The following is a 21612-nucleotide window of genomic DNA, read 5'->3' on the forward strand; positions in this document are numbered from 1 at the left end:
AAAGACCAGCCCGACCGCAGCACGATCCTTAATGGGGCGTGTGACGGCCGCCTTCGGCCGGTCGCACCACGCAAGTGCGGCAACGCGCCTTGGTGCGCACCAACCGCGCCCATGCACGGAAAACGGGAGGATTCAAAGATGAGCTTGGCGCTGGTGCGCAGCCGCGCACTGCTGGGCCTGGAGGCCGCGCGGGTCGAGGTCGAGGTCCACTTGGCCAACGGGCTGCCGAGCTTCAGCCTGGTCGGGCTGGCCGATGTCGAGGTGAAGGAAGCGCGCGAGCGGGTGCGCTCGGCGCTGCAGACCTGCGGGCTGGATTTCCCGCACAACAAGCGCATCACGGTGAACCTGGCGCCGGCCGACCTGCCCAAGGATTCGGGCCGCTTCGACCTGCCGATCGCGCTGGGCATCCTGGCCGCGAGCGGGCAGCTCGACGGTGCGCGGCTGGCGGACTACGAGTTCGCGGGCGAGTTGTCGCTCTCGGGCGAGCTGCGGCCGGTGCGCGGCGCGCTGGCGATGAGCCTGGCCCTGCACGGCGCCGGTGAAGGCGCGCAACTGGTGCTGCCCTCGGGCAGCGCGGAGGAAGCGGCGCTGGTGCCCGGCTCACGCGTCTGGCGGGCGCGGCACCTGATGGATGTCGTGGGCCGGTTCCAGAACGGCGAGCCCGCCGAGCCGGGCGAGGGCTGGGTGCGGGTGGAGACACGGCCCCCGCCGGGACATGCCACCTATCCCGACCTTTCGGACGTCAAGGGCCAGGGCGGTGCCAAGCGCGCGCTGGAGATCGCCGCGGCCGGAGGGCACAGCGTGCTGCTGATCGGGCCGCCCGGGTCGGGCAAGTCCATGCTGGCGCAGCGTTTCGCGGGGCTGCTGCCGCCGATGGAGGTAGGCGAGGCGCTGGAGAGCGCGGCGCTCGCGAGCCTGGGCGGGCGGTTCAGCCTGGAGCGCTGGTCGGTGCGGCCGACGTGCAGTCCGCACCATTCGGCCAGCGCCGTGGCCCTGGTCGGCGGCGGCTCGCCGCCGCGGCCGGGCGAAATCTCGCTGGCGCACCGGGGCGTGCTGTTCCTGGATGAGTTGCCGGAGTTTCCGCGCGCGGCGCTGGAGGCGCTGCGCGAACCGCTGGAGACGGGGCACATCACCATCGCACGGGCGGCACGGCGAGCCGAGTTTCCGGCGTGCTTCCATTTGATTGCGGCGATGAACCCTTGCCCGTGCGGCTGGCTGGGGGCGCCGCACCGCAACTGCCGCTGTGCGCCCGATCAGATCAGCCGGTACCAAGGCAAGCTTTCGGGTCCCCTGCTGGACCGGATCGACTTGCATGTGGAGGTGCCGGCGATCGCGCCGCAGGAGTTGCTGTCGGCGACGGCGGGCGAATCGACGGGGCAGGTGCGGGCGCGCTGCATTGCGGCGCGCAACCGCGCGCTGGTGCGCCAGGGAAAAGCGAACCACGAGCTGCAAGGCGCGGAAGTCGACCAGCATGTGCGACTGGATCCCGCCGCGGCCGCGTTCGTGGACCATGCCGCGGCACGCCTGGCGTGGAGTGCGCGGGCGACGCACCGGGCGTTGAAGGTGGCGCGCACGATCGCAGACCTGTGCGCTTGTGATCGGATCGAAGTCGCGCACGTCGCGGAGGCGGTTCAGCATCGGCGAGGCTTGCTGGCCGCCCAGTAGCCTCCCCAAAAACCGACGCCCGGCGCACATCGCGTGCGCCGGGCGCCAGCAGCCACCGGATCGGGCGGCTATCGAGCCACTCAGTTCTGCTTGAAGACGAGAAGGCGGTTGTTGCCTTGGTCGATGACCAGAAGCTTGCCCTGATGGAAGGTGATGCCGTAGGGGCTGTCCAGCGACTGGGCCGACTCGAACGAGTTATCGAGGTCGTTGCGCAGGAAGTCTCTCTGGCCAAGGACGACGTTGGCCGCTTGCCCGTCCTGGGCGGGCCACCCATTCCAGATCAGGACCCGGTTCTGGCCGTCGGAGACGGCAAGGTGCTTCTCGTCCGCGGCGACCGCGCGGGGGAACTCCAGCGAGTCGTCCTGGGGTCCATTCCTGACCGCCGAGTCGAAGTCCGCCTGACCCAGAACGCGACTCGCGTTCTGGCCAAGCTGGATCCCGCGGATGTCGTCCCAGAGCAGCACCCGATGGTTGCCCGAGTCCACCACGGCCAGCCGGGTGTCATCGCTCCAGATCCCGTCCGGAGCACGAAGGGTGTTCCTATGGGGAGTGAAGCCGCCGCCACGGTTCGGGGCACAGTTGCCAAAGCTGCTCTGTCCGAGCACCGTGTCCGCGCGCCGGCCCTGTTCTTCGACCGTGGGGACACTGTTCCAGATCAGCACCCTCGAGTTTCCGGTATCGGCCACGATCAGCTTGCCTTGGGGCGTGACATACGCCGCCCGGGGCCCGTTGAGGCTGAAGCCATCGCATTCCGGATCACGCGAGTCCATGTTTGGCTGGCCGACAACCACCGTCGGCCTCGCGCCGAAATCCGTCGGAACGGCTTCGTAGATGAGGACGCGGTGCGCCGAGGTGTCCGCCACCACCATTCTTCCCGCGCGCACGGAGACGGAATTCGGCGAGGCAAAGCCGTCCGGCAGTCCGTTGTCCCCTCCGCTGAGAGCGTCCGGCTGTCCCACTACGAATGCCGCACCTTGCTGCTGCCCGTCCGGAACCTGCGCGAGGACCAGCACACGCTGGTTCGCGGTGTCGGCTATGAACACCTTTCCATCATCGGCCACGGCGATGCTGGCCGGATCGAACAGTGTCGCCCCGCTCGGCATGTCCGCGCCCCCATTCGGACCGGCGGACTCGAAGCCTTGCTGTCCAAAGACAGCCGCGGCGGCCGCGAAACTCTGGAAGCTCGTTGCCGGAGGCTCCACGGGCGGCGGGGCCACGGGGGGCGGAGCGCCAGCCCCGCCATCGCCGCCCCCATCCCCCCCACCGCCGCCGCCACATGCGGTGACGGCAACGCTCAAGCCGACGGTAAGGAAAAGCAGGCTGAGGGCCGACGCTGTGGTCCGCCGGGCTACCGACTTCTGCATGGGAGGACTCCTGTGAATGAAAAGCCCAGGAGCTTCTTTGCCGCTGGCCCTCTCCCCAAGTCAGAAGGTCACGGCGACGCGCGCGAGCGCTCGGCAAAGGCGCTCAAGAACGACGCCAGAGGAGCCGCAGAGGGGGAATGCCGACGAAGCGAATCCCGTCAGCGGTAGCGAGCGTCTCGCCGGGACTGTGCACGCGCTCCAGCCAAGCGAGTGCCACCCACCGCTCGCAGGTGCGGCTTCCCGCCTGGCGCCAGCGGAGGCTCCTCCCGCGAGTGCGAGGCCGTGTTCCGCCTCCACGTCTCCTGCGACGCCTTCGCGCAACTCGCCGCGAACAGCAGCACGGCCGAAGAGAAGTAGATCCACATCAGCAGCACCACCAGCGCCCCTGCCGCGCCATAGGCCGACACCACGGCCGCCGTCGCCAGGTACAGCGCCAGCAACTGCCGCCCGACGCTGAACAGCACCGCCCCCATCACCGCGCCTAGCACCAGAAACCGCAGGCGCGGCTTGGGTCCCGCGCTCAGCCGCATGAGCGACACGAACAGCGCGGTGCACAGCCCGAACGCCACCGCCTCGTTCACCACGCGCAGCAAGGTCTCCAGCAGGAAGAACCGCCCCAGCCAGCCGGAGAACACGGTGATCAGCGTGGACACGACCAGCGACACCAGCAGCAGGAACCCGAAGGCGAGGATGTAGGCCACGCCGCGCAGCCGCAGCGAAGCCGAATGCCGCCAGCCCGGCCGCGCGGGGGGCCCGCCATCGGCCCACACGCGCGCGAAGGCCTCCTGCAGTTCGCCGAACACGCCGGTCGCGCCGAACAGCAGCACGCCGAAGCCGGCCAGCGTCGCCACCAGGCCCTCGGAGGGTTGCTGCGCACTGTCCAGCGCCTGTTGCACCACGGCCGCGCCCTGCGGCCCGACGATCGAGCCGATCTGGGCCACCAGGGTCTGCGCCAGCATCTGCCGGTCCATCCACCAGCCCAGCACGCCCACCATCACCAGCAGCAGCGGCGCCAGGCTGAGGATGCCGTAGAAGGACATGGCGGCGCTCATGCGCATGCCGCCGGCGTCGCTCCAGAGCTGCGCCGCGTGGTACAGCGGCTGGGCCGGGCGCGCCGCGCGACGCAGCCAGGGGGGCACGAGATCCTTCGGAGCCATGCCGCAGCTTGCGCGGCACGCGGGGGGCACGCTATCGGCGGTGGCTAGGGGATCGAGTCGGACCGCGCCGACGCCAGCGGCGCGCCGGGGCGCGTCAGAGGTTGGGCGCCAGCATCCGCTCGAGCTGGGCCATTTCCTCGCCGCGGCGGCGGGCCTGGTCTTCCAGCTGGTCGCGGCCGATGCGGCCCACGTTGAAGTACGTGCTGTCCGGATGGCTCAGGTAGAAGCCGCTGACGCTGGCCGCGGGCGTCATCGCCATGCTCTCGGTCAGGCCCATGCCCACGTCCTGCGCCTGCAGCAGGCGGAACATGTCGCCCTTGACGCTGTGGTCCGGGCAGGCCGGGTAGCCCGGCGCGGGGCGGATGCCCTTGTACTTCTCGCCGACCAGGTCCTCGTTGGACAGGTGCTCGTCGGCCGCGTAGCCCCAGAGATCCTTGCGCACCCGCTCGTGCAGGCATTCGGCGAAGGCCTCGGCCAGCCGGTCGGCCAGGGCCTTGAGCATGATGGCCGAGTAGTCGTCGTGGTCCTTGAGGAAGTACTGCTCCTTGGCGTCGGAGCCGATGCCAGCGGTGACCGCGAAGACGCCGACATAGTCCTCGCGCACGCCCCGGGGCGCGACGAAGTCGGCCAGCGACCGGCTCGGGCGCATCACGCCGTCGATCGCCTGCTTCTCGGCCTGCTGGCGCAGCCCGTACCAGGTGAGCGCGACCTGCTCGCGCGACTCGTCGGTGTAGAGCTGGATGTCGTCGTCGTTCACGCTGTTGGCCGGCCAGAAGCCCATGACGGCGTTGGCCGTGAGCCAGCGGCCCTCGACCAGCCGCTTGAGCATGCGCTGGCCGTCGGACAACACCCGCACCGCCTCGCTGCCCACGACCTCGTCCTTGAGGATGCCCGGGAACGACCCCGCCAGGTCCCAGGTCTGGAAGAACGGGCCCCAGTCGATGTACCTCACCAGCTCGGCCAGGTCGAAGTTGCGGAACAGGCGCCGGCCGATGAACTTGGGCCTGGGCGGCGTGTAGGCCGACCAGTCCACCGGCGTCTTGTTGGCGCGCGCCTTGGCCAGCGGCCACAGCGGCACCTGCTTCTTGCTCGCGTGCAGCTGGCGCACCTTCACGTAGTCGGCCTCGACCTCGGTGATGAACCGGGCCGCCTGCTCGGACAAGAGGTTCTGCGCCACGCCCACGCTGCGCGAGGCGTCCGGCACGTAGACCACCGGGCCTTCGTAGTGCGGCGCGATCTTCACCGCCGTGTGCACGCGGCTGGTGGTGGCGCCGCCGATCAGCAGCGGGATCTTGCGCAGTCGGAAGTGGTCGTCCTTCTGCATCTCGCTGGCGACGTACTGCATCTCCTCCAGCGAGGGCGTGATCAGGCCCGACAGGCCGACGATGTCCGCGCCCTCGACCTTGGCCCGGGCCAGGATCTCGTGGCAGGGGACCATCACGCCCATGTTCACGACTTCGAAGTTGTTGCACTGGAGCACGACGGTCACGATGTTCTTGCCGATGTCGTGCACGTCGCCCTTGACGGTGGCGATGATGATCTTGCCCTTGGCCCGCACGTCCTGGCCCGCGGCCTCCTGCTGCTGCTTCTCTTCCTCGATGTAGGGGATGAGGTGCGCCACCGCCTGCTTCATCACGCGCGCCGACTTCACCACCTGGGGCAGGAACATCTTGCCGGCACCGAACAGGTCGCCCACGATGTTCATCCCGTCCATCAGCGGCCCCTCGATCACGTGCAGCGGGCGCCCGCCGTCCTTGAGCACGGCCTGGTAGACCTCTTCCGTGTCCTCGACAATGTGGTCGGTGATGCCGTGCACCAGCGCGTGGGACAGGCGCTGGCCCACCGGCAGCTGGCGCCACTCGTTGCGCTTGCCCTCGTCGCGCGCCGCGCCCTTGGCCTGCTCGGCGATCTCCACCAGCCGCTCTCCGGCGTCCGGGCGGCGGTTGAGGACCACGTCCTCGACCCGCTCGCGCAGCTGCGGCTCGACGTCGTCGTACACGCCCACCATGCCGGCGTTGACGATGCCCATGTCCATGCCGGCCTGGATCGCGTGGTAGAGGAAGACGGTGTGGATGGCCTCACGCACCGGGTCGTTGCCGCGGAAGGAGAAGCTCACGTTCGACACGCCGCCCGACACCTTGGCGCCGGGCAGGTTCTTCTTGATCCAGCGGGTGGCCTCGATGAAGTCCACCGCGTAGTTGTTGTGCTCCTCGATGCCGGTGGCGATGGCGAAGACGTTGGGGTCGAAGATGATGTCCTCGGGCGCGAAGCCCACTTCGTCCACCAGGACCCGGTAGGCGCGCTCGCAGATCTCGATCTTGCGTTCGTAGCTGTCGGCCTGGCCCTTCTCGTCGAAGGCCATCACCACGGCCGCGGCACCGTAGCGCCGCACCAGCGTGGCCTGGCGCCTGAACTCGGCCTCGCCTTCCTTCATGGAGATCGAGTTGACGATGCCCTTGCCCTGCAGGCAGCGCAGGCCGGCTTCGATCACCTCCCACTTGGAGCTGTCGACCATCACCGGCACGCGGGCGATGTCGGGCTCGCTGGCGATCAGGTTGAGGAAGCGCACCATGGCCGCCTTGCTGTCCAGCATGGCCTCGTCCATGTTGACGTCGATGACCTGGGCGCCGTTCTCCACCTGCTGCCGCGCCACGGCCAGCGCCTTCTCGAACTCCCCCGCCAGGACCATGCGGGCGAAGGCCTTGGAGCCGGTGACGTTGGTGCGCTCGCCGACGTTGACGAACAGGCTGCCGGGGCCGATGGCGACCGGCTCCAGGCCGGCAAGCTTCAGCGGGGGGGCGTGGGGGGTTGGGGACATCTTGCTCACCTTCGTCTGGACCTGCGGCAGGCGCCGCGTCGAGGTGAGCGTCGTTGTGGGTCTCAAGCCTGACGCCGGCGGGACCGGCGCTGCAACGCTCCTTGAGAGCCCGTCATTTTAGCTACAGGGTCGGCGTGCAGAATCCGGCGCAGTCTTTGTCCCCAGGAGCCTCAATCATGTCCTTTCGCATGGGCCGCCGCCGCCTGCTCACCGCCGCCGCCGCCACGCTCGCGCTGCCCGCCTTCGCCCAGTCGGGTGGCAGCGGTTCGCCGATCCGCATCCTGGTGGGCTTCCCGCCTGGCGGCGGCACCGACGCCATCGCCCGCACGCTGGCCGACAAGCTGAAGGACTCGCTCGGCCAGCCGGTCGTGGTGGACAACCGCGCCGGCGCCGGCGGGCAGATCGCCGCGCAGGCGCTCAAGGCCGCGCCCGCGGACGGGCATACGCTTTTCCTGTCGCACGACCACACCATCTCCATCCTGCCGCTGGTGACGAAGAACCCGGGGTTCGACCCGGCGCGCGACTTCGTGCCGGTGGCCGGCTTCGCCACCTTCGTGAACGCGCTGGCGCTGTCGGGCGGCACGCCGGCGAAGACGATGCCCGAGTACGTGAGCTGGGTGAAGTCGCAGGGCGGCCGCGGCAACGTGGGCGTGCCCGCGCCGGCCTCGGTGCCGGAGTTCGCGGTCAAGGTGATCGGCCAGAAATACGGCCTGGACCTGCAGGCCGCGCCCTACCGCGGCAGCGCGCCCATGATGGCCGACATGCTGGGCAACCAGATCGGCGCCGGTGTCGGCTCCATCCCCGACTTCATCGAGAACCACAAGGCCGGCAAGATCCGCGTGGTGGCGGTGATGGGCAGCGCCCGCCAGGCCGCCGTGCCCGACGCACCCACCTTCGCCGAGCTGGGCATTTCCGGCTTCAAGAACGTGCCCTACTACGGTCTGTTCGCGCCCGCGGGCACGCCGCAAGCGGCGATCGATCGCGTAGGCGTGGCGTTGTCCGAGGTGATCGCCATGTCCCAAGTGCGCGAGCGCCTTACCGGCATGGGCCTGAACGTGGGCTACCAGTCGCAGCAGCAACTGGCCAGCCGCGAGCGGGCCTACACCGAGGCCTGGGCCAGGATCATCAAGGCCAGCGGGTTCCAGCCACAGTGAGGCTCGCCGGCGCGGGCGCCGCAAACGGCCTCGTCGTCGGCGGACCTACAGCGCCGCCCGACGCCGCCTGACAGACGTTTTCAGGGCCGCGGCCAGAGACTGGCCCCCATGGGTCTCCCCGACCTGCCCACTTACGCCTGGCCGTTCATCCTGGCCGTGGTGGCGGCTGTGTACGGAAGGCTGGTTGCGGATCGGGTGGACGACGACACCGGCTCCCTGCCGGGCTGGATCCTGTACGCCGTCGCGGTGGGGTGCCTGGTCGCCGGCCTGGCCACGTGGTGGCTCAGCTAGCACGCATAGTCCCGGCCCGCGGGCCGGGACGGCCAGATCAGGCCGCTTCCTTGTAGAAGAATTCGCGCTGCCGGCTGCGCGCCGGCAGCGGCGCGACGGCCTCGCCGATCGCCGCGATGTGCTCGGGCGTGGTGCCGCAGCAGCCGCCCACGATGTTGACCAGCCCCTCGGCCGCGAACTCGCGCAGCAGCCGAGCGGTGACGTCGGGCGTCTCGTCGAAGCCGGTTTCGCTCATCGGGTTGGGCAGGCCGGCGTTGGGGTAGCAGCTGATGAAGGTGTCGGGCGCGGCCTTGGCCAGCTCCTGGATGTAGGGGCGCATCAGGGCCGCCCCCAGCGCGCAATTGAGGCCCACGGCCAGCGGCTGCGCGTGGCGAACGCTGTACCAGAACGCGGTGACCGTCTGGCCGCTGAGGATGCGGCCCGAGGCGTCGGTGACCGTGCCGCTGATGATGACCGGCAGGCGCTCGCCGCTGCGCTCGAAGTACTCGTCGATCGCGAACAGCGCCGCCTTGGCGTTGAGCGTGTCGAAGATGGTTTCCACCAGCAGCAGGTCGACGCCGCCGTCCACCAGGCCTTCGACCTGCTCGTAGTACGAGGCGCGCAGCTGCTCGAAGTCGACGTTGCGTGCGCCGGGGTCGTTCACGTCCGGGCTGATGCTGGCGGTGCGCGGCGTGGGGCCGAGCGCGCCGGCGACGAAGCGGGGCTTGTCCGGGGTGCTGAACTTGTCGGCGGCCTCGCGCGCGATGCGCGCGGACTCGAGGTTCAGCTCGCGCGACAGGTGGCCCAGGCCGTAGTCGTCCTGCGCCAGCGCGTTGGCGCCGAAGGTGTTGGTCTCGATGATGTCCGCGCCCGAGGCCAGGAAGCCTTCGTGGATGTCGCGGATCACCTGCGGCCGCGTGAGCACCAGGATCTCGCCGTTGTTCTTCAGGTCCTTGGCGTGGTCGCGGAAGCGCTCGCCGCGGAAGTCGGCCTCGGTGAGCTTGAAGCGCTGGATCATGGTGCCCATCGCGCCATCCAGGATGAGGATGCGCTGCTCGAGCAGCGCCGGCAGGGTCTGGCCGCGGGTGTAGGCGATGGACTTCATGTTGCCACCGATTGTAGGAAGACGGCATCGACCACGCCGCAGCAGGGAGAATCGCGCCATCGTGACCACCGCCTCCACCGTCCTTCGCGAAGTCTTCGGCTACGAGAGCTTCCGCGGCCCGCAGGCCGAGATCGTCGACCACGTCGTCGCCGGCGGCGACGCCCTCGTGCTCATGCCCACCGGCGGCGGCAAATCGCTGTGCTACCAGGTGCCGGCCATCGTGCGGCAGCGCGCCGGCCAGGGCGTGACCATCGTGGTCTCGCCCCTGATCGCGCTGATGCACGACCAGGTGGGCGCACTGCACGAGGCGGGCGTCGCCGCGGCCTTCCTCAACTCGTCGCTCGGCTACGAAGAGGCGGCCGACGTCGAGCAGCGCCTGACCCGCGGCGAGATCACGCTGCTGTACGCGGCGCCCGAGCGGGTGACCACGCCGCGCTTCCTGGCGCAGCTGGACGCGTTGCAGTCGCGCGGGCAGCTGGCCCTGTTCGCCATCGACGAGGCGCATTGCGTCAGCCAGTGGGGCCACGACTTCCGGCCGGAGTACCGCGGCCTCACGGTGCTGCACGAGCGCTACCCGCGCGTGCCGCGCATCGCCCTGACCGCCACCGCCGACGCGCTCACGCGCGAGGACATCGTCGAGCGGCTGCAGCTGCAGGAGGCGCGCAAGTTCGTCAGCAGCTTCGACCGGCCCAACATCCGCTACCGTATCGCCGAGAAGAAGGAGCCGTCGGCCCAGCTGGCGCGCTTCATCGCCGAGGAGCACGAGGGCGACGCCGGCGTCGTGTACTGCCAGTCGCGCAAGCGCGTGGAGGAGACGGCGCAGATGCTGTGCGAGCGGGGCGTGGACGCCCTGCCCTACCACGCGGGGCTGGACGCCGCGGTGCGCCAGCGCCACCAGGACCGGTTCCTGCGCGACGACGGCGTGGTGATGGTGGCCACCGTCGCCTTCGGCATGGGCATCGACAAGCCCGACGTGCGCTTCGTCGCGCACCTGGACATGCCCAAGAACATCGAGGGCTACTACCAGGAGACCGGCCGCGCCGGGCGCGACGGCCTGCCGTCCCAGGCGTGGATGCTGTACGGGTTGCAGGACGTGGTGAACCAGCGCCGCATGATCGACGAGAGCCCGGCCGGCGAGGAGCACAAGCAGGCCATGCGCGGCAAGCTCGATGCGCTGCTGGCGCTGGCCGAGGCCACCGACTGCCGGCGCGTGCGGCTGCTCGCCTATTTCGGCGAGGCATCGCAGCCTTGCGGCAATTGCGACAACTGCCTGGCGCCGCCGCAGGTGTGGGACGGCACGGATGCGGCCCGCAAGCTGCTGTCGACCGTCTACCGCGTGCAGCAGGCCAGCGGCATCGGCTTCGGCGCCGGCCACATCATGGACATCCTGCGCGGCAAGACGACCGAGAAGGTGACGCAGTACGGGCACGACCGCGTCTCCACCTTCGGCCTGGGCGCCGCCTTCAGCGAGCAGCAGCTGCGCGGCGTGATGCGCCAGCTGATCGCGGTCCGTGCGCTGGCGGTGGATTCGGAGGCGTTCAACACGCTGCGGCTGACGGAAGGATCGCGCGCCGTGCTGCGCGGCGATCTTCCGGTGCTGCTGCGGGAATCGGTGGCCCAGCCGGGCGGGCGCAAGCGGCGGGAGCGCACGGGGTCTTCGCCAGGCAGCGCCGTGGCCGCGGGCCTGAGCGACAGCGGCCAGGCGCGCTTCGCGGCGCTCAAGGCCTGGCGCGCGGAGGTGGCGCGCTCGCACAACCTGCCGGCGTACGTGATCTTCCACGACGCGACGCTGGCGGCCATCGCGGCGCTGGCGCCGACGTCGGTGGAGCAGCTGGAAGGTGTCAGCGGGATCGGGGCGCGCAAGCTGGAGGCGTATGGGGAAGAGGTGATACGGGTGCTGCAGGGCGTTTGAAAAACACCGTCGCCCCCTGATCCGTCATTCCCGCGAAGGCGGGAATCCAGGGGGCGCAGGGCACAAAAAGTCGGAAGCACTGGATGCCCGCCTTCGCGGGCATGACGGGGAGTTGGGACGGACCGAAGCCGAACCTCAGCTCGTGAACCCGATGCTGCGCGACTCGCGCACTTCCGGCTTGATGCGGTGCTCGGCCTCGAGCTGTTCCAGGAATTCCAGCGGCCCGAAGTCGGGGGCCGCCAGGATGTCCACCTGCCGTTTCACCGCCGCGAAGTCGCCGGGGCACAGCTGGTCCAGTCGCGCGAGCCGGCCGCGGATCTCCCCGTTCAACGCATCGACGTCGCCGCCCAGCGCCTCGTTGATGAACATGGTTTCGCGCTGGGCCGCCGTCAGCGGCTTGAAGCGGATCTTGAAGGTGAAGCGCCGCAGCGCGGCCTGGTCGATGCGGTCCAGCAGGTTGGTGGTGCAGACGAAGATGCCGGCGAAGCGCTCCATGCCCTGCAGCATCTCGTTCACTTCCGTCACCTCGTAGGTGCGCTGCGCGCCGCGGCGGTCCTGCAGGAAGCTGTCGGCCTCGTCCAGCAGCAGCACCGACTTCTCGTCCTCGGCCTCGCGGAACATGGCGGCCATGTTCTGTTCGGTCTCGCCGACGAACTTGCTCATGAGGTCGCTGGCCTGCTTGACCAGCAGCGGCCGGTCGACCTGGCGCGCGATGTGTTCGGCCAGCGCTGTCTTGCCGGTGCCCGGCGCGCCGTAGAAGCACAGGGTGCCGTGGCCGCGCGCCTTGAGCGCCTCCACGATGCGCGTCACCTCGAAGCGGCTCTCCACGTTCAGCATCCCCAGGTCGTAGGTGGTGACACTGGGGCGCTGGGCGCCCGGCGCGCGGTTGCCCAGCGCCTGGTCGGCGTTGCGCAACTGGCGCTCGATCAGCTGCTCCACCGGCGTGGCCGTCCCCGAGGCGAGACCCGCGAAGCGCACCGCGGTGCGGATCTGCGCCGGCGTCAGGCCCTTGCGTTCCGTCAGCTTGGCGACGAAGTCGTCGGACACGGCCACGCCCTCCAGCGTCTTGCGCACCAGGCCTTCGCGCGCGCCGGGCGGCGGCGACGTCAGCTCCAGGTGGTAGGCGAAGCGGCGGCGGAAGGCCGGGTCGATCTGCTCGATGCGGTTGGTGACCCACAGCGTGGGCACCGGGTTGGACTCCAGGATCTGGTTGACCCAGGCCTTGCCGCTCACGCTGCCGTTGGACGGCGCGGCCACCTGCTCGGCGCGCGCGATCAGCTGCGCGGCCTCGGAGCTGATGGGCGGGAACACGTCCTCGACCTCGTCGAACAGCAGGGCCGCCTGAGCGCTGCCCTTGAGGAACACCTGCGCGATCTGCAGCGAGCGGTAGCGGTCGCGGCCGGACAGCGAATTCCCGTCGCGGTCCGCGTACTCCACCTCGAACAGCTCCAGCCCCGCGGCCTGCGCCACCACCTTGGCCAGCTCGGTCTTGCCGGTGCCGGGCGGGCCGTACAGCAGCACGTTGACGCCCGGTTCCTTGCGGTCGACCGCGTTGCGCAGCAGCGCACACAGCACCTGCGCGTCCTCCTGCACGAAGGCGAAGTCGGCCAGGGCCAGGTCGCTCTTGGCGCTGGGGCGGGTGAACACCGCCATCAGCTCGCTCTGGTCGCGGTATTCGCGCATCAGCACCGGTGGCAGCTTCTCGCTGACCTTCATCAGGTCGGCCAGGTCGGTGATGTTGTGCTCGGAGATCAGGTTCTCCACCAGCCCGATGCGCTCCAACCGCGAGCCGGCCCGCAGCGCCTCGCCGACGTCCGCGGCGTTGACGCCGGCGATGTCGGCGATGGCGGCATAGGCCTCGGGCGCGTTGTTCACCTTGAACTCGACCAGGATGCTGCGCAGGTCGCGCTGGTAGCGCGCCAGCGTGCCGTACAGCAGCAGCGCCCGCTCGGCCTTGTTGAGCTGCAGCAGGCCGGAGAGCGCGTCGATGTTCTTCTCCACCAGGGTGGACTGCTTCTTCAGCGCATGGGTCAGCCATTCGCCGGTGACGGTGAGCACCGAAAGCAGGTCCTTGGGCTGGTCCTTGGCGTACTCGTCCAGGTAGAAGAAGAGCGTGCCTTCCTCGTAGGGCCCGCGCCAGACGCCGTGGCGGTCCAGGAACTCGGGGGTGGACAGCTGCTCGTGGCCGCGCCAGAACTCGTTGTCCTTGCAGCGGCGCCCCAGGAATTCGCGCAGCCGGCCCAGCGCGGGGGCCGGCCACACCAGGTGCCGGCCGGCCAGCGCCAGCAGGCCATTGAGGTCGCGGCGCACGTTGAACTTGCCGCCCTGCTTGGCCGCCAGCGTCAGCACGAAGTGCGAACACATGAGGTCGAGCACGGGCGCGTCCTTCAGCCCCGGCGAGGGAAGCATCTGCAGATCGACCGTACGCTTGACCATGAGGCCGGGCTCCAGGGTTCAGGATTCGCGACGCCTACGATAACTCGGCTTCACCCCGCGTGGAAGGCATTCGCCGCCGCCGGTCGCCCCGCCCGGCCGCACGACAATGCGGCCATGCTCGAACTCGCCGACATCCGCGCCGCCGCCGGCCGCCTGCAGGGCCAGGTGCTGCGCACGCCCTGCGTCGCTTCGCAGACGCTTTCACAGCTCACCGGGGCCCGCGTCTTCCTCAAATTCGAGAACCTGCAGTTCACCGCCTCCTTCAAGGAGCGGGGGGCCTGCAACAAGCTGACCCAGCTCAGCGAGACGGAACGCGCCCGCGGCGTGATCGCGATGAGCGCCGGCAACCACGCGCAGGGCGTGGCGTACCACGCGCAGCGGCTCGGGCTGCGGGCGGTGATCGTCATGCCGCGATTCACGCCCGGCGTGAAGGTGGAACGCACCCGGGGCTTTGGCGCTCAGGTGGTGCTGCATGGCGACACGCTGGACGAGGCGCGCGGCCATGCGCTGAAGCTGGCCGAAGAACAGGGCCTGACCTTCGTCCACCCGTACGACGACGAGGCCATCGTCGCCGGCCAGGGGACGGCAGCGCTGGAGATGCTGGAAGACGTGCCGGAGCTCGAGACCCTGGTGGTGTCGGTGGGCGGCGGCGGGCTGATCGCGGGCATGGCGCTGGCCGCCAAGGCCCTCAAGCCCGGCATCGAGGTCGTGGGCGTGCAGACCCTGCGCTTTCCCAACATGTACAACGCGGTCAAGCAGGCCACGCTGCCGCAGGGCGTGTCCACGATCGCCGAGGGCATCGCGGTGGGCACGCCGGGCAAGATCCCGCGCGCCATCATCGAGCGCTTCGTCGACGACATCCTGCTGGTGGACGAGGGCGACATCGAGCAGGCCATCGTGCTGCTGCTGGAGATCGAGAAGACCCTGGTCGAGGGCGCCGGCGCCGCGGGCCTGGCGGCGATGCTCAAGCACCCCGAGCGCTTCCGCGGCCGCACCGTCGGGCTGGTGCTGGGCGGCGGCAACATCGACCCGATGCTGCTGGCGGCCATCATCGAGCGCGGCATGGCCCGCGCCGGGCGGCTGGCCCGCATCCGGGTCTGCGCCCGCGACGTGCCGGGGTCGCTGGCGCGCATCACGGCCACGGTGGCCGAGGCCGGCGCCAACGTCGACGAGGTCCACCACCAGCGCGCCTTCACCATGCTGGCGGCGCAGAACGTGGAGATCGAGCTGGTGATCCAGACCCGCGGCCCGCAGCACATCGAGGCGGTGCTGGACGCCCTGCACGCCGCAGGCTTCGAGGCCGAGCGCCAGTAGGCGCACCTGCTTATCATCCGCCGCCATGACGCTCGACCAGCTGGATGCCGCCCTTCCCGAGTACTTCGCGCCCTGGGTGCAGGCGCTGGGCCTGCGCGCCGAGGCCTTCGACGCCGACAGCGTGACGCTGCGCCTGCCGCAGAGCGACCAGCTCTCGCGCACCGGCAACATGCTGTGCGGCCAGGCCATGATGGCCGCGGCCGACACGGCGATGGTGCTGGCGCTGATCAACCAGTCCGGCGGCTTCCGCCCCTGCACCACGGTGCAGATGAACACCAGCTTCCTGCGCCCGCTGTCGGGCCAGGACGCCCTGGTGCAGGCGCGGATCGTGCGCGCCGGCAAGGCGCTGGCCTTCGGCGAGATCGACATCCGCGGCGCGCAGGACGGCAAGAGCGTCTGCCGGGCCAGCACCACGTACGCCCTGCTCTAGCGCCGCGCGCGGATTAGAATCGTCGGTTTCCGAACCCCCAACCGCACGACAGCAATGGCCAGCACCGAACACCGCCACAGCCACGGCGAATCCCACGAGCCCGAGGACACCGTCGAAGCCATCGTCCCCCTGATGCCGATCGTGCTGCCCGTCGTGGGCGGCGTGCTGATGTTCCTGCTGGCGTTCATCGCCATCTACATGGCCTGATCCGCGCCCCCGACAGACTCTTCCGTGGACAGCCCGGACCGTGCAAACGGCCGGGCTGTTTGCTTTTGACTGCCGCGCTTCGGCGTTGCGCATAACCCCATGCATGTTTTGCATGGTTTCGGGCAGTTGCGGAAGCCAAGTCCAGTTGCCCCTCCCTAGAATCCACGATTCCAGCCGACCCGCGGACGGTGACTGAAGCCCTTGCAGCGACCCTGTCGCCCTGGGCGAACACCCCGCACGCCGACTGAGCCAAGCCCGGTTTCAAAAAGGCGCGCCCGGCCCGATTGCAGAGCTCCACCTTCCTGAAACCCGGTTTTCAATTCAGGAGCTTTGTGCCAATGAACTCACCCGTGATGCAGGGGTTGAACCTCAACGCCCCTTCGTACGTCCGAAACGCCCGGCTCATCGCCTGGGTCGCGGACATGGTCGCCCTGTGCAAGCCCGACTCCGTCTACTGGTGCGACGGCAGCCAGGAGGAATACGACCGCCTGTGCCAGCAGCTGGTGGACGCCGGCACCTTCAAGAAGCTGGACCCGGTCAAGCGCCCCGGCTCCTACCTGGCCTGGTCGGATCCCAGCGACGTCGCCCGCGTGGAGGACCGCACCTTCATCTGCTCGCGCACCAAGGAAGAAGCCGGCCCCACCAACAACTGGATGGACCCGGCGCAGATGCGCGCCACCCTGCAGCCCCTGTTCGACGGCTGCATGCGCGGCCGCACCATGTACGTGGTGCCGTTCTCCATGGGCCCGCTGGGCTCGCCCATCGCCCACGTCGGCATCGAGCTGTCCGACAGCCCGTACGTGGCGGTGAACATGAAGATCATGACCCGCATGGGCAAGGCGGTGTACGAGGTGCTGGGCGTGGACGGCGAGTTCGTTCCCTGCGTGCACACCGTCGGCGCGCCGCTGGAGCCGGGCCAGCAGGACGTGTCCTGGCCCTGCAACAAGACCAAGTACATCGTCCACTACCCGGAGACGCGCGAGATCTGGTCGTACGGCTCGGGCTACGGCGGCAATGCGCTGCTGGGCAAGAAGTGCTTCGCCCTGCGCATCGCCTCCACCATGGGCCGCGACGAAGGCTGGCTGGCCGAGCACATGCTGATCCTGGGCGTGACCAACCCCGAGGGCCGCAAGTACCACGTGGCGGCGGCCTTCCCCTCGGCCTGCGGCAAGACCAACTTCGCCATGCTGATCCCGCCCAAGGGCTTCGAGGGCTGGAAGGTCACGACCATCGGCGACGACATCGCCTGGATCAAGCCGGGCCCGGGCGGGCGCCTGTACGCCATCAACCCGGAAGCGGGCTACTTCGGCGTGGCGCCGGGCACCAACACGGACACCAATCCGAACTGCATGGCCAGCCTGGACAAGAACGTCATCTTCACCAACGTCGCCCTCACCGATGACGGCGACGTGTGGTGGGAAGGCATGGGCCCGGCGCCGGCGCACGCCGTCGACTGGCAGGGCAAGGACTGGACGCCGGCGCTCTCCAAGGAGACCGGCGCCAAGGCCGCCCACCCGAACGCGCGCTTCACCGTGGCGGCCATCAACAACCCGGCGCTCGACCCGGCCTGGGACGATCCCAAGGGCGTGGCGATCGACGCCTTCATCTTCGGCGGCCGCCGCTCCACCACCGTGCCGCTGGTGACCGAGGCGCGCGACTGGGTCGAAGGCGTCTACATGGCCGCGACCATGGGCTCGGAAACCACCGCCGCGGCCTTCGGCCAGCAGGGTGTGGTGCGCCGTGACCCGTTCGCCATGCTGCCTTTCGCCGGCTACAACATGAGCGACTACTTCCAGCACTGGCTGCAGCTGGGCACCAGGCTCAAGGCGTCCGGCGCGCAGCTGCCGCGCATCTACACGACCAACTGGTTCCGCAAGGGCGAGGACGGCAAGTTCGTCTGGCCCGGCTACGGCGAGAACATGCGCGTGCTCAAGTGGATGATCGACCGCATCGAGGGCAAGGCCGACGGCCAGGAGCACGTGTTCGGCGTGAGCCCGCGCTACGAGGAGCTCAACTGGACCGGCCTGGACTTCTCGCAGGAGCAGTTCACCTCCGTCACCAGCATCGACAAGGCCGCCTGGCAAAAGGAGATGGTCCTGCACGCCGAGCTGTTCCAGCAGCTGGCGTACCACCTGCCGCAGGAGCTGGGCGAGACCAAGGCGAAGATCGAGAAGCGCCTGGCCGCCTGATCCCGGCACGACGCCCAAAAGAAAACAGCCGCCCGAGGGCGGCTGTTTCGTTTCCGGGACGCGCCCGGATCAGCGGTGGGCGGCGTCCAGGCGCTGGCGGCGGCGCTGGGCCTTGCGCCGGGCCTGGCGCTGGGCCCAGCCGTCGAGGCGGGCCAGCACCGGCGCCGGCAGTGCCGCCAGCAGGCCCCGCCAGACCAGGCGGACGGCGCGCAGCAGCAGCACGGGAGCAGCTCAGTAGTAGCTGCGGACGCTGCGCGACGCTTCGGCCGACATGGCGCGGCTGAGGTCGGCCATCACGCGGGCGTCGGTCAGGGCCACGTCCCAGTACTTGCGGTCCTCGGCGACCTGGCGGCGGGCGGCGGCGCCGGCCTTCACGCGGCCGCTCACGGCGCGCACGAAGCTGCGGGCCGGGCCGGCCAACAGGGCCATCCCGGCGAACGCGATGGTCCACAGGATGATCCAGGCGGCCAGCAGGTGGCCTTCGGTCCAGGTGTCGACCACTTCGTTGGCCACGACCACCAGGGCGGATACGACAGCGGCCAGCAGCAGCGTCGCGGCGCCGCGGGCGCCGTTGAAGCCTGAGGCGATCTCCCGCAGGGCGCCGGCGGCGCGCTGGACGCGCTCCACTCCGGGGTGCTGGGTGGGATGGTCGATGTGAGCGAATTGGGTCATGGTGTTTTCCTCCTGATAGGCGCGTGCCGTTTTGGCACAGGGCATAGATTAGGGTTGACCCTGATATTTTTCAAATCACAGTTTGTTATGCCAAACATTCAGGAGAATGATGGTAATGCCGAACTTCCGAACCTTTGACCTGAATTTGTTGCGGGTGTTCGACCAGGTCATGGCCGAGCGCAACCTCACCCGTGCCGCCGAGAACCTGTCCATGACCCAGCCGGCGGTGAGCAACGCGCTCAACCGCCTGCGCGATGCCCTGGGCGACAAGCTGGTGGTCCGCAGCGGCTACGGGGTCGAACCCACGGCACGCGCTCTGGCATTGTGGCCGGCGGTAAGTGATGCCTTACGTCAGCTGGAGGGCGCCCTGTCCCCGGGCCAGTTCATCGCCTCCGAAGCCGGCAACACTTTCGTGCTGGCCATGGCCGATGCGACCGCGGCCGAGCTCATGCCGGGCCTGGTGGAGATCATCGAGCGCGACGCCCCCGGGATCTCCATGCGCGTGCTGCCCCTGGCCACCCGGGACCCGCGCCGCCTCCTGGACCAAGGCGAGATCGACCTGGCCGTGGGATTCTTCCCGGCCGTGCTGGCCGACCTCACGGCCCAGTCGCAAGCCGGCAACAGGCCGGCTTTCGACCACCAGCGGCTCTACGACGGCCGCTACGTCTGCGTGATGCGCCGCGGGCATCCCCTGTCCGCCGGTCCGCTGACACTGGACCGGTTCTGCGCCGCCCACCACATGCTGGTGAGCTTCTCGGGCCGGCCCTACGGGTTCATCGACGAAAGCCTGGCCGCGCTCGGGCGCAAGCGCCGCATCGTGCTGACCGTCAACCAGTTCTTCACGGCCGGGCGGGTGGTGGCGCGGTCCGACCTGCTCACGGTGCTGCCGCGCCACTTCGTCGGCGTGACCGGCATGGAGTCGGACCTGGTGGTGCGCGAGCTGCCGTTCGACGTGCCGCTGGTGCACGTCGACTCGCTCTGGCACCACCGCCAGGGCCAGCGCAGCGAGCACGCCTGGTTGCGGCTGGCGGTCTGGGCGGCCGCCCGCAAGGCTTTCGAAGGCGAGCGCGAGTAACGCCTTCCTCAGGCGGAGCGACCGGTCAGCGGACCACGCGCAGCCAGGCGGCGGCGTTCTGGCGCAGCTCGCGGGCCTGGCCCGGGTTGCGGCCGGCGCGGGCACCGGCCTGCTCGAGGAGGCGCTGCACCGGGTCGGCGGGCCGGGTGGCGGTACCCGGCAGGGAGAACATTCGGGTGATAGAGGTGAGGACGGACATCATGGCGAGGGTCACCGGGAAGGTGCGTTTGGCGGGGATGTAGGAAGACTAAGGGTTTTCCCTAGAACTACAACCCCAGCGGGTTTTTTCGTCCATGCCCGTTCCGCATGGGGCCACCTGGCCGGGAACATGACGCGGCCGTTCCGCCGCCCCTTTCGGGTGCAGCCGGCCCCGGCGGCCCGGTCGCCCGCCGACAATGGCGCCCGTGAAGTTCCAGCTGCTGTCCGACCTCCACCTCGAAACCCAACCGGACCGGCAGTTCTCCCCCGCCCCCGGCGCCGACCTCCTGCTGCTGGCCGGCGACGTCGGTTCGTACCAGCCCGGCAGTGCCCTGCCCGGCGGCGACTTCGGCCTCGAGCGCTTCTCCCCCCGCAACGGCTGGCCGGTGCCGGTGCTGTTCGTGCCCGGCAACCACGAGTACGACAACCTCGACTTCGATGCCACCCACGCCCGGCTGCGCGAGACCTGCGACCGGCTGGGCATCACCTGGCTGGAGCGCGAGGTGCTGGTGCTGGACGGCGTGCGCTTCGTCGGCACCACGCTCTGGACCGACTTCGATGCGCTGGCTCTGCAGGCGCCGGACACCACCCGCGCGCTGCGGCGGCGCGAGAAGGCCTTCCGCGCCGCGAACTTCTACCTGACCAAGACCGGCGCCACCCGGCGCGGCGAACCGCTGCTGGCCGAGGCCTGGCGCGAACTGGGCGTGGAAAGCCAGCAGTGGCTGCGCGAGGCCCTGGCCCAGCCTTTCGACGGGCCGACCGTGGTCGCCACCCATTTCGCGCCTTCGCTGCGCAGCGCCGATCCGCGCTACGGTCTCACGCCCGGCACCGCGGGCTTCTGCAACGCCCTGGACGAGCTGCTGCCGCTGGCGGACCTGTGGGTGCACGGGCACCTGCACTGCCCGCAGGACTACGTGGTTGGTGGCTGCCGGGTCGTGGCCAACCCGCTGGGCTATGCGCGCAAGGGCGAGCAGGACGCCTTCCGGCCGCACATGGTGCTGGAGGTGCCGGCGCTGCCGGCGGCGCTCAACGCGCGCTCAGGCCGTTGAAGCAGGTGCCCACCACCAGCTCGACGATCTCCTCGTCGTCGTGCTGGCCGCCGGAGCGCAGGAACTCCACCACCGGATCGCACGCACGGGCGTAGAGCGTGTAGAGCACGGCCTCCCGCGGCAGCCGCGCGTCGATCGTGCCCTCGCGCTGCCCCGCATCGATCCACACACCGAGCTGCTCGCTGATGCGCGTCATGGCGTCGATGTAGTCGCGGTTGGACGTCAGCGCCGCGCGCAGCGACGAGTTCTGGCTTGGCAGCGAAGGCATCTGGCCGGCCAGCCGCACCTGCAGTGTCCAGCGAACGAGGGCCTTGAGCTTGTCCTGCACCGGCAGCTGGGGATCGATCTCCGACAGGAACTGCTGCGCGCGCCGCATGACGCGCACCATCGCCGCGGCGGCGAGGTCTTCCTTGCTGGGAAAGTGCTTGTACAGGCTGGCCTTGGCGATGCCGACGGCGGCGGCGACCTCGTCGACCGTCATCGCATCGAAGCCTTTTTCGGCCAGCAGCCGGTTGACGTTCTGGATGATGGCCTCCTCGCGCGCGGCCAGCATCTGCTCCTTGAAGGAAGGCCGGGCGGCGACGGTGCTCATGCCGG

The 21612-nt window shown here is 69.7% G+C and carries 19 protein-coding genes and 1 riboswitch; of the genes, 10 read left to right on the plus strand and 9 right to left on the minus strand.

Annotated features, from left to right (window positions below):
* Positions 1-138 precede the first annotated feature (138 nt).
* A complete protein-coding gene (locus tag ASG30_RS06755; RefSeq protein ID WP_055894262.1) occupies positions 139-1665 on the plus strand; it encodes a YifB family Mg chelatase-like AAA ATPase in 1527 nt (508 codons plus the stop codon).
* An 80-nt stretch (positions 1666-1745) separates the two neighbouring features.
* Here ASG30_RS06755 and ASG30_RS06760 read toward each other — a convergent pair whose 3' ends face one another.
* The 3 genes from ASG30_RS06760 to metH form a co-directional block, all read right to left on the minus strand.
* The gene (locus tag ASG30_RS06760; protein WP_055894264.1) at positions 1746-3029 is read right to left on the minus strand and encodes an NHL repeat-containing protein; all 1284 of its coding nucleotides are present in this window, start codon (positions 3027-3029) and stop codon (positions 1746-1748) included.
* A 158-nt stretch (positions 3030-3187) separates the two neighbouring features.
* Positions 3188-4186 carry a YihY/virulence factor BrkB family protein gene (locus ASG30_RS06765; RefSeq protein WP_082521936.1) on the minus strand — a complete coding sequence of 333 codons (999 nt, stop codon included), beginning with the start codon at positions 4184-4186 and terminating at the stop codon, positions 3188-3190.
* A 94-nt stretch (positions 4187-4280) separates the two neighbouring features.
* Positions 4281-7034 (minus strand): methionine synthase, encoded by a 2754-nt coding sequence (metH, locus tag ASG30_RS06770; protein ID WP_268793571.1) that lies wholly within the window; start codon positions 7032-7034, stop codon positions 4281-4283.
* A gap of 8 nt (positions 7035-7042) precedes the next feature.
* Positions 7043-7112, minus strand: a riboswitch (S-adenosyl-L-homocysteine riboswitch).
* Between the two features lie 68 nt (positions 7113-7180).
* On the opposite strand from metH, the gene ASG30_RS06775 reads away from it, so the two are divergent.
* Both ASG30_RS06775 and ASG30_RS06780 read left to right on the plus strand, forming a co-directional pair.
* Complete coding sequence (locus ASG30_RS06775) at positions 7181-8158, plus strand: Bug family tripartite tricarboxylate transporter substrate binding protein (RefSeq protein ID WP_082521938.1); 978 nt, start codon at positions 7181-7183, stop codon at positions 8156-8158.
* 108 nt (positions 8159-8266) lie between these two features.
* Positions 8267-8449: a hypothetical protein gene (locus ASG30_RS06780; RefSeq protein WP_055894265.1), complete on the plus strand. Its 183-nt coding sequence runs from the start codon at positions 8267-8269 to the stop codon at positions 8447-8449.
* 37 nt (positions 8450-8486) lie between these two features.
* On the opposite strand, the gene ASG30_RS06785 is transcribed toward ASG30_RS06780, so the two are convergent.
* Complete coding sequence (locus ASG30_RS06785; protein ID WP_055894267.1) at positions 8487-9533, minus strand: homocysteine S-methyltransferase family protein; 1047 nt, start codon at positions 9531-9533, stop codon at positions 8487-8489.
* On the opposite strand from ASG30_RS06785, the gene recQ reads away from it, so the two are divergent.
* Complete coding sequence (gene recQ / locus ASG30_RS06790) at positions 9523-11445, plus strand: DNA helicase RecQ (protein WP_442965671.1); 1923 nt, start codon at positions 9523-9525, stop codon at positions 11443-11445. The two genes, ASG30_RS06785 and recQ, sit on opposite strands and share 11 nt — an antisense overlap.
* A gap of 135 nt (positions 11446-11580) precedes the next feature.
* Here recQ and ASG30_RS06795 read toward each other — a convergent pair whose 3' ends face one another.
* The gene (locus ASG30_RS06795) at positions 11581-13881 is read right to left on the minus strand and encodes an ATP-binding protein (protein WP_055894271.1); all 2301 of its coding nucleotides are present in this window, start codon (positions 13879-13881) and stop codon (positions 11581-11583) included.
* A gap of 114 nt (positions 13882-13995) precedes the next feature.
* Here ASG30_RS06795 and ASG30_RS06800 point away from each other — a divergent pair, with 114 nt between their 5' ends.
* The 4 genes from ASG30_RS06800 to ASG30_RS06810 all read left to right on the plus strand — a co-directional run bounded on the left by ASG30_RS06800 (position 13996) and on the right by ASG30_RS06810 (position 18021).
* Positions 13996-15195: a threonine ammonia-lyase gene (locus ASG30_RS06800; RefSeq protein ID WP_055894272.1), complete on the plus strand. Its 1200-nt coding sequence runs from the start codon at positions 13996-13998 to the stop codon at positions 15193-15195.
* 25 nt (positions 15196-15220) lie between these two features.
* Entirely contained in the window at positions 15221-15625 is a 405-nt protein-coding gene (locus ASG30_RS06805; RefSeq protein WP_055894274.1) for a PaaI family thioesterase, read from the plus strand.
* Positions 15626-15679: 54 nt separating this feature from the next.
* Positions 15680-15832: a hypothetical protein gene (locus ASG30_RS22850; RefSeq protein ID WP_200947263.1), complete on the plus strand. Its 153-nt coding sequence runs from the start codon at positions 15680-15682 to the stop codon at positions 15830-15832.
* Between the two features lie 338 nt (positions 15833-16170).
* A complete protein-coding gene (locus ASG30_RS06810) occupies positions 16171-18021 on the plus strand; it encodes a phosphoenolpyruvate carboxykinase (GTP) (RefSeq protein ID WP_055894276.1) in 1851 nt (616 codons plus the stop codon).
* A 69-nt stretch (positions 18022-18090) separates the two neighbouring features.
* Here the strand turns inward: ASG30_RS06810 and ASG30_RS22455 are convergent, their stop codons facing one another.
* Both ASG30_RS22455 and ASG30_RS06815 read right to left on the minus strand, forming a co-directional pair.
* Positions 18091-18243 (minus strand): hypothetical protein, encoded by a 153-nt coding sequence (locus ASG30_RS22455; RefSeq protein WP_156385448.1) that lies wholly within the window; start codon positions 18241-18243, stop codon positions 18091-18093.
* Positions 18244-18252: 9 nt separating this feature from the next.
* Positions 18253-18693, minus strand: a complete 441-nt coding sequence (locus tag ASG30_RS06815) for a hypothetical protein (protein WP_055894277.1) — start codon at positions 18691-18693, stop codon at positions 18253-18255.
* Between the two features lie 109 nt (positions 18694-18802).
* Here ASG30_RS06815 and ASG30_RS06820 point away from each other — a divergent pair, with 109 nt between their 5' ends.
* A complete protein-coding gene (locus ASG30_RS06820; RefSeq protein ID WP_055894805.1) occupies positions 18803-19768 on the plus strand; it encodes a LysR family transcriptional regulator in 966 nt (321 codons plus the stop codon).
* A 25-nt stretch (positions 19769-19793) separates the two neighbouring features.
* Here ASG30_RS06820 and ASG30_RS22460 read toward each other — a convergent pair whose 3' ends face one another.
* Complete coding sequence (locus tag ASG30_RS22460; RefSeq protein ID WP_156385449.1) at positions 19794-19940, minus strand: hypothetical protein; 147 nt, start codon at positions 19938-19940, stop codon at positions 19794-19796.
* A gap of 232 nt (positions 19941-20172) precedes the next feature.
* On the opposite strand from ASG30_RS22460, the gene ASG30_RS06825 reads away from it, so the two are divergent.
* The gene (locus tag ASG30_RS06825; RefSeq protein ID WP_055894807.1) at positions 20173-21015 is read left to right on the plus strand and encodes a metallophosphoesterase; all 843 of its coding nucleotides are present in this window, start codon (positions 20173-20175) and stop codon (positions 21013-21015) included.
* On the opposite strand, the gene ASG30_RS06830 is transcribed toward ASG30_RS06825, so the two are convergent.
* Positions 20993-21607, minus strand: coding sequence for a TetR/AcrR family transcriptional regulator (locus ASG30_RS06830; RefSeq protein WP_055894279.1), 615 nt, complete (start codon positions 21605-21607; stop codon positions 20993-20995). The genes ASG30_RS06825 and ASG30_RS06830 overlap by 23 nt on opposite strands.
* Between the last annotated feature and the right edge of the window lie 5 nt (positions 21608-21612).

The organism is Ramlibacter sp. Leaf400, from assembly GCF_001424545.1.
Lineage (GTDB): Bacteria > Pseudomonadota > Gammaproteobacteria > Burkholderiales > Burkholderiaceae_C > Ramlibacter.

Bases quoted from the DNA above. Each gene is read 5' to 3' on its own strand.
- ASG30_RS06785 (WP_055894267.1), bottom strand. From the start codon at position 9,533: ATGAAGTCCATCGCCTACACCCGCGGCCAGACCCTGCCGGCGCTGCTC.
- ASG30_RS06800 (WP_055894272.1), top strand. From the start codon at position 13,996: ATGCTCGAACTCGCCGACATCCGCGCCGCCGCCGGCCGCCTGCAGGGC.
- recQ (WP_442965671.1), top strand. From the start codon at position 9,523: ATGGACTTCATGTTGCCACCGATTGTAGGAAGACGGCATCGACCACGC.
- ASG30_RS06775 (WP_082521938.1), top strand. From the start codon at position 7,181: ATGTCCTTTCGCATGGGCCGCCGCCGCCTGCTCACCGCCGCCGCCGCC.
- ASG30_RS06780 (WP_055894265.1), top strand. From the start codon at position 8,267: ATGGGTCTCCCCGACCTGCCCACTTACGCCTGGCCGTTCATCCTGGCC.
- ASG30_RS06795 (WP_055894271.1), bottom strand. From the start codon at position 13,881: ATGGTCAAGCGTACGGTCGATCTGCAGATGCTTCCCTCGCCGGGGCTG.
- ASG30_RS06820 (WP_055894805.1), top strand. From the start codon at position 18,803: ATGGTAATGCCGAACTTCCGAACCTTTGACCTGAATTTGTTGCGGGTG.
- ASG30_RS22460 (WP_156385449.1), bottom strand. From the start codon at position 19,940: ATGTTCTCCCTGCCGGGTACCGCCACCCGGCCCGCCGACCCGGTGCAG.
- ASG30_RS06830 (WP_055894279.1), bottom strand. From the start codon at position 21,607: ATGAGCACCGTCGCCGCCCGGCCTTCCTTCAAGGAGCAGATGCTGGCC.
- ASG30_RS06755 (WP_055894262.1), top strand. From the start codon at position 139: ATGAGCTTGGCGCTGGTGCGCAGCCGCGCACTGCTGGGCCTGGAGGCC.
- ASG30_RS06815 (WP_055894277.1), bottom strand. From the start codon at position 18,693: ATGACCCAATTCGCTCACATCGACCATCCCACCCAGCACCCCGGAGTG.
- ASG30_RS06765 (WP_082521936.1), bottom strand. From the start codon at position 4,186: ATGGCTCCGAAGGATCTCGTGCCCCCCTGGCTGCGTCGCGCGGCGCGC.
- ASG30_RS22850 (WP_200947263.1), top strand. From the start codon at position 15,680: ATGGCCAGCACCGAACACCGCCACAGCCACGGCGAATCCCACGAGCCC.
- ASG30_RS06810 (WP_055894276.1), top strand. From the start codon at position 16,171: ATGAACTCACCCGTGATGCAGGGGTTGAACCTCAACGCCCCTTCGTAC.
- ASG30_RS06760 (WP_055894264.1), bottom strand. From the start codon at position 3,029: ATGCAGAAGTCGGTAGCCCGGCGGACCACAGCGTCGGCCCTCAGCCTG.
- ASG30_RS06805 (WP_055894274.1), top strand. From the start codon at position 15,221: ATGACGCTCGACCAGCTGGATGCCGCCCTTCCCGAGTACTTCGCGCCC.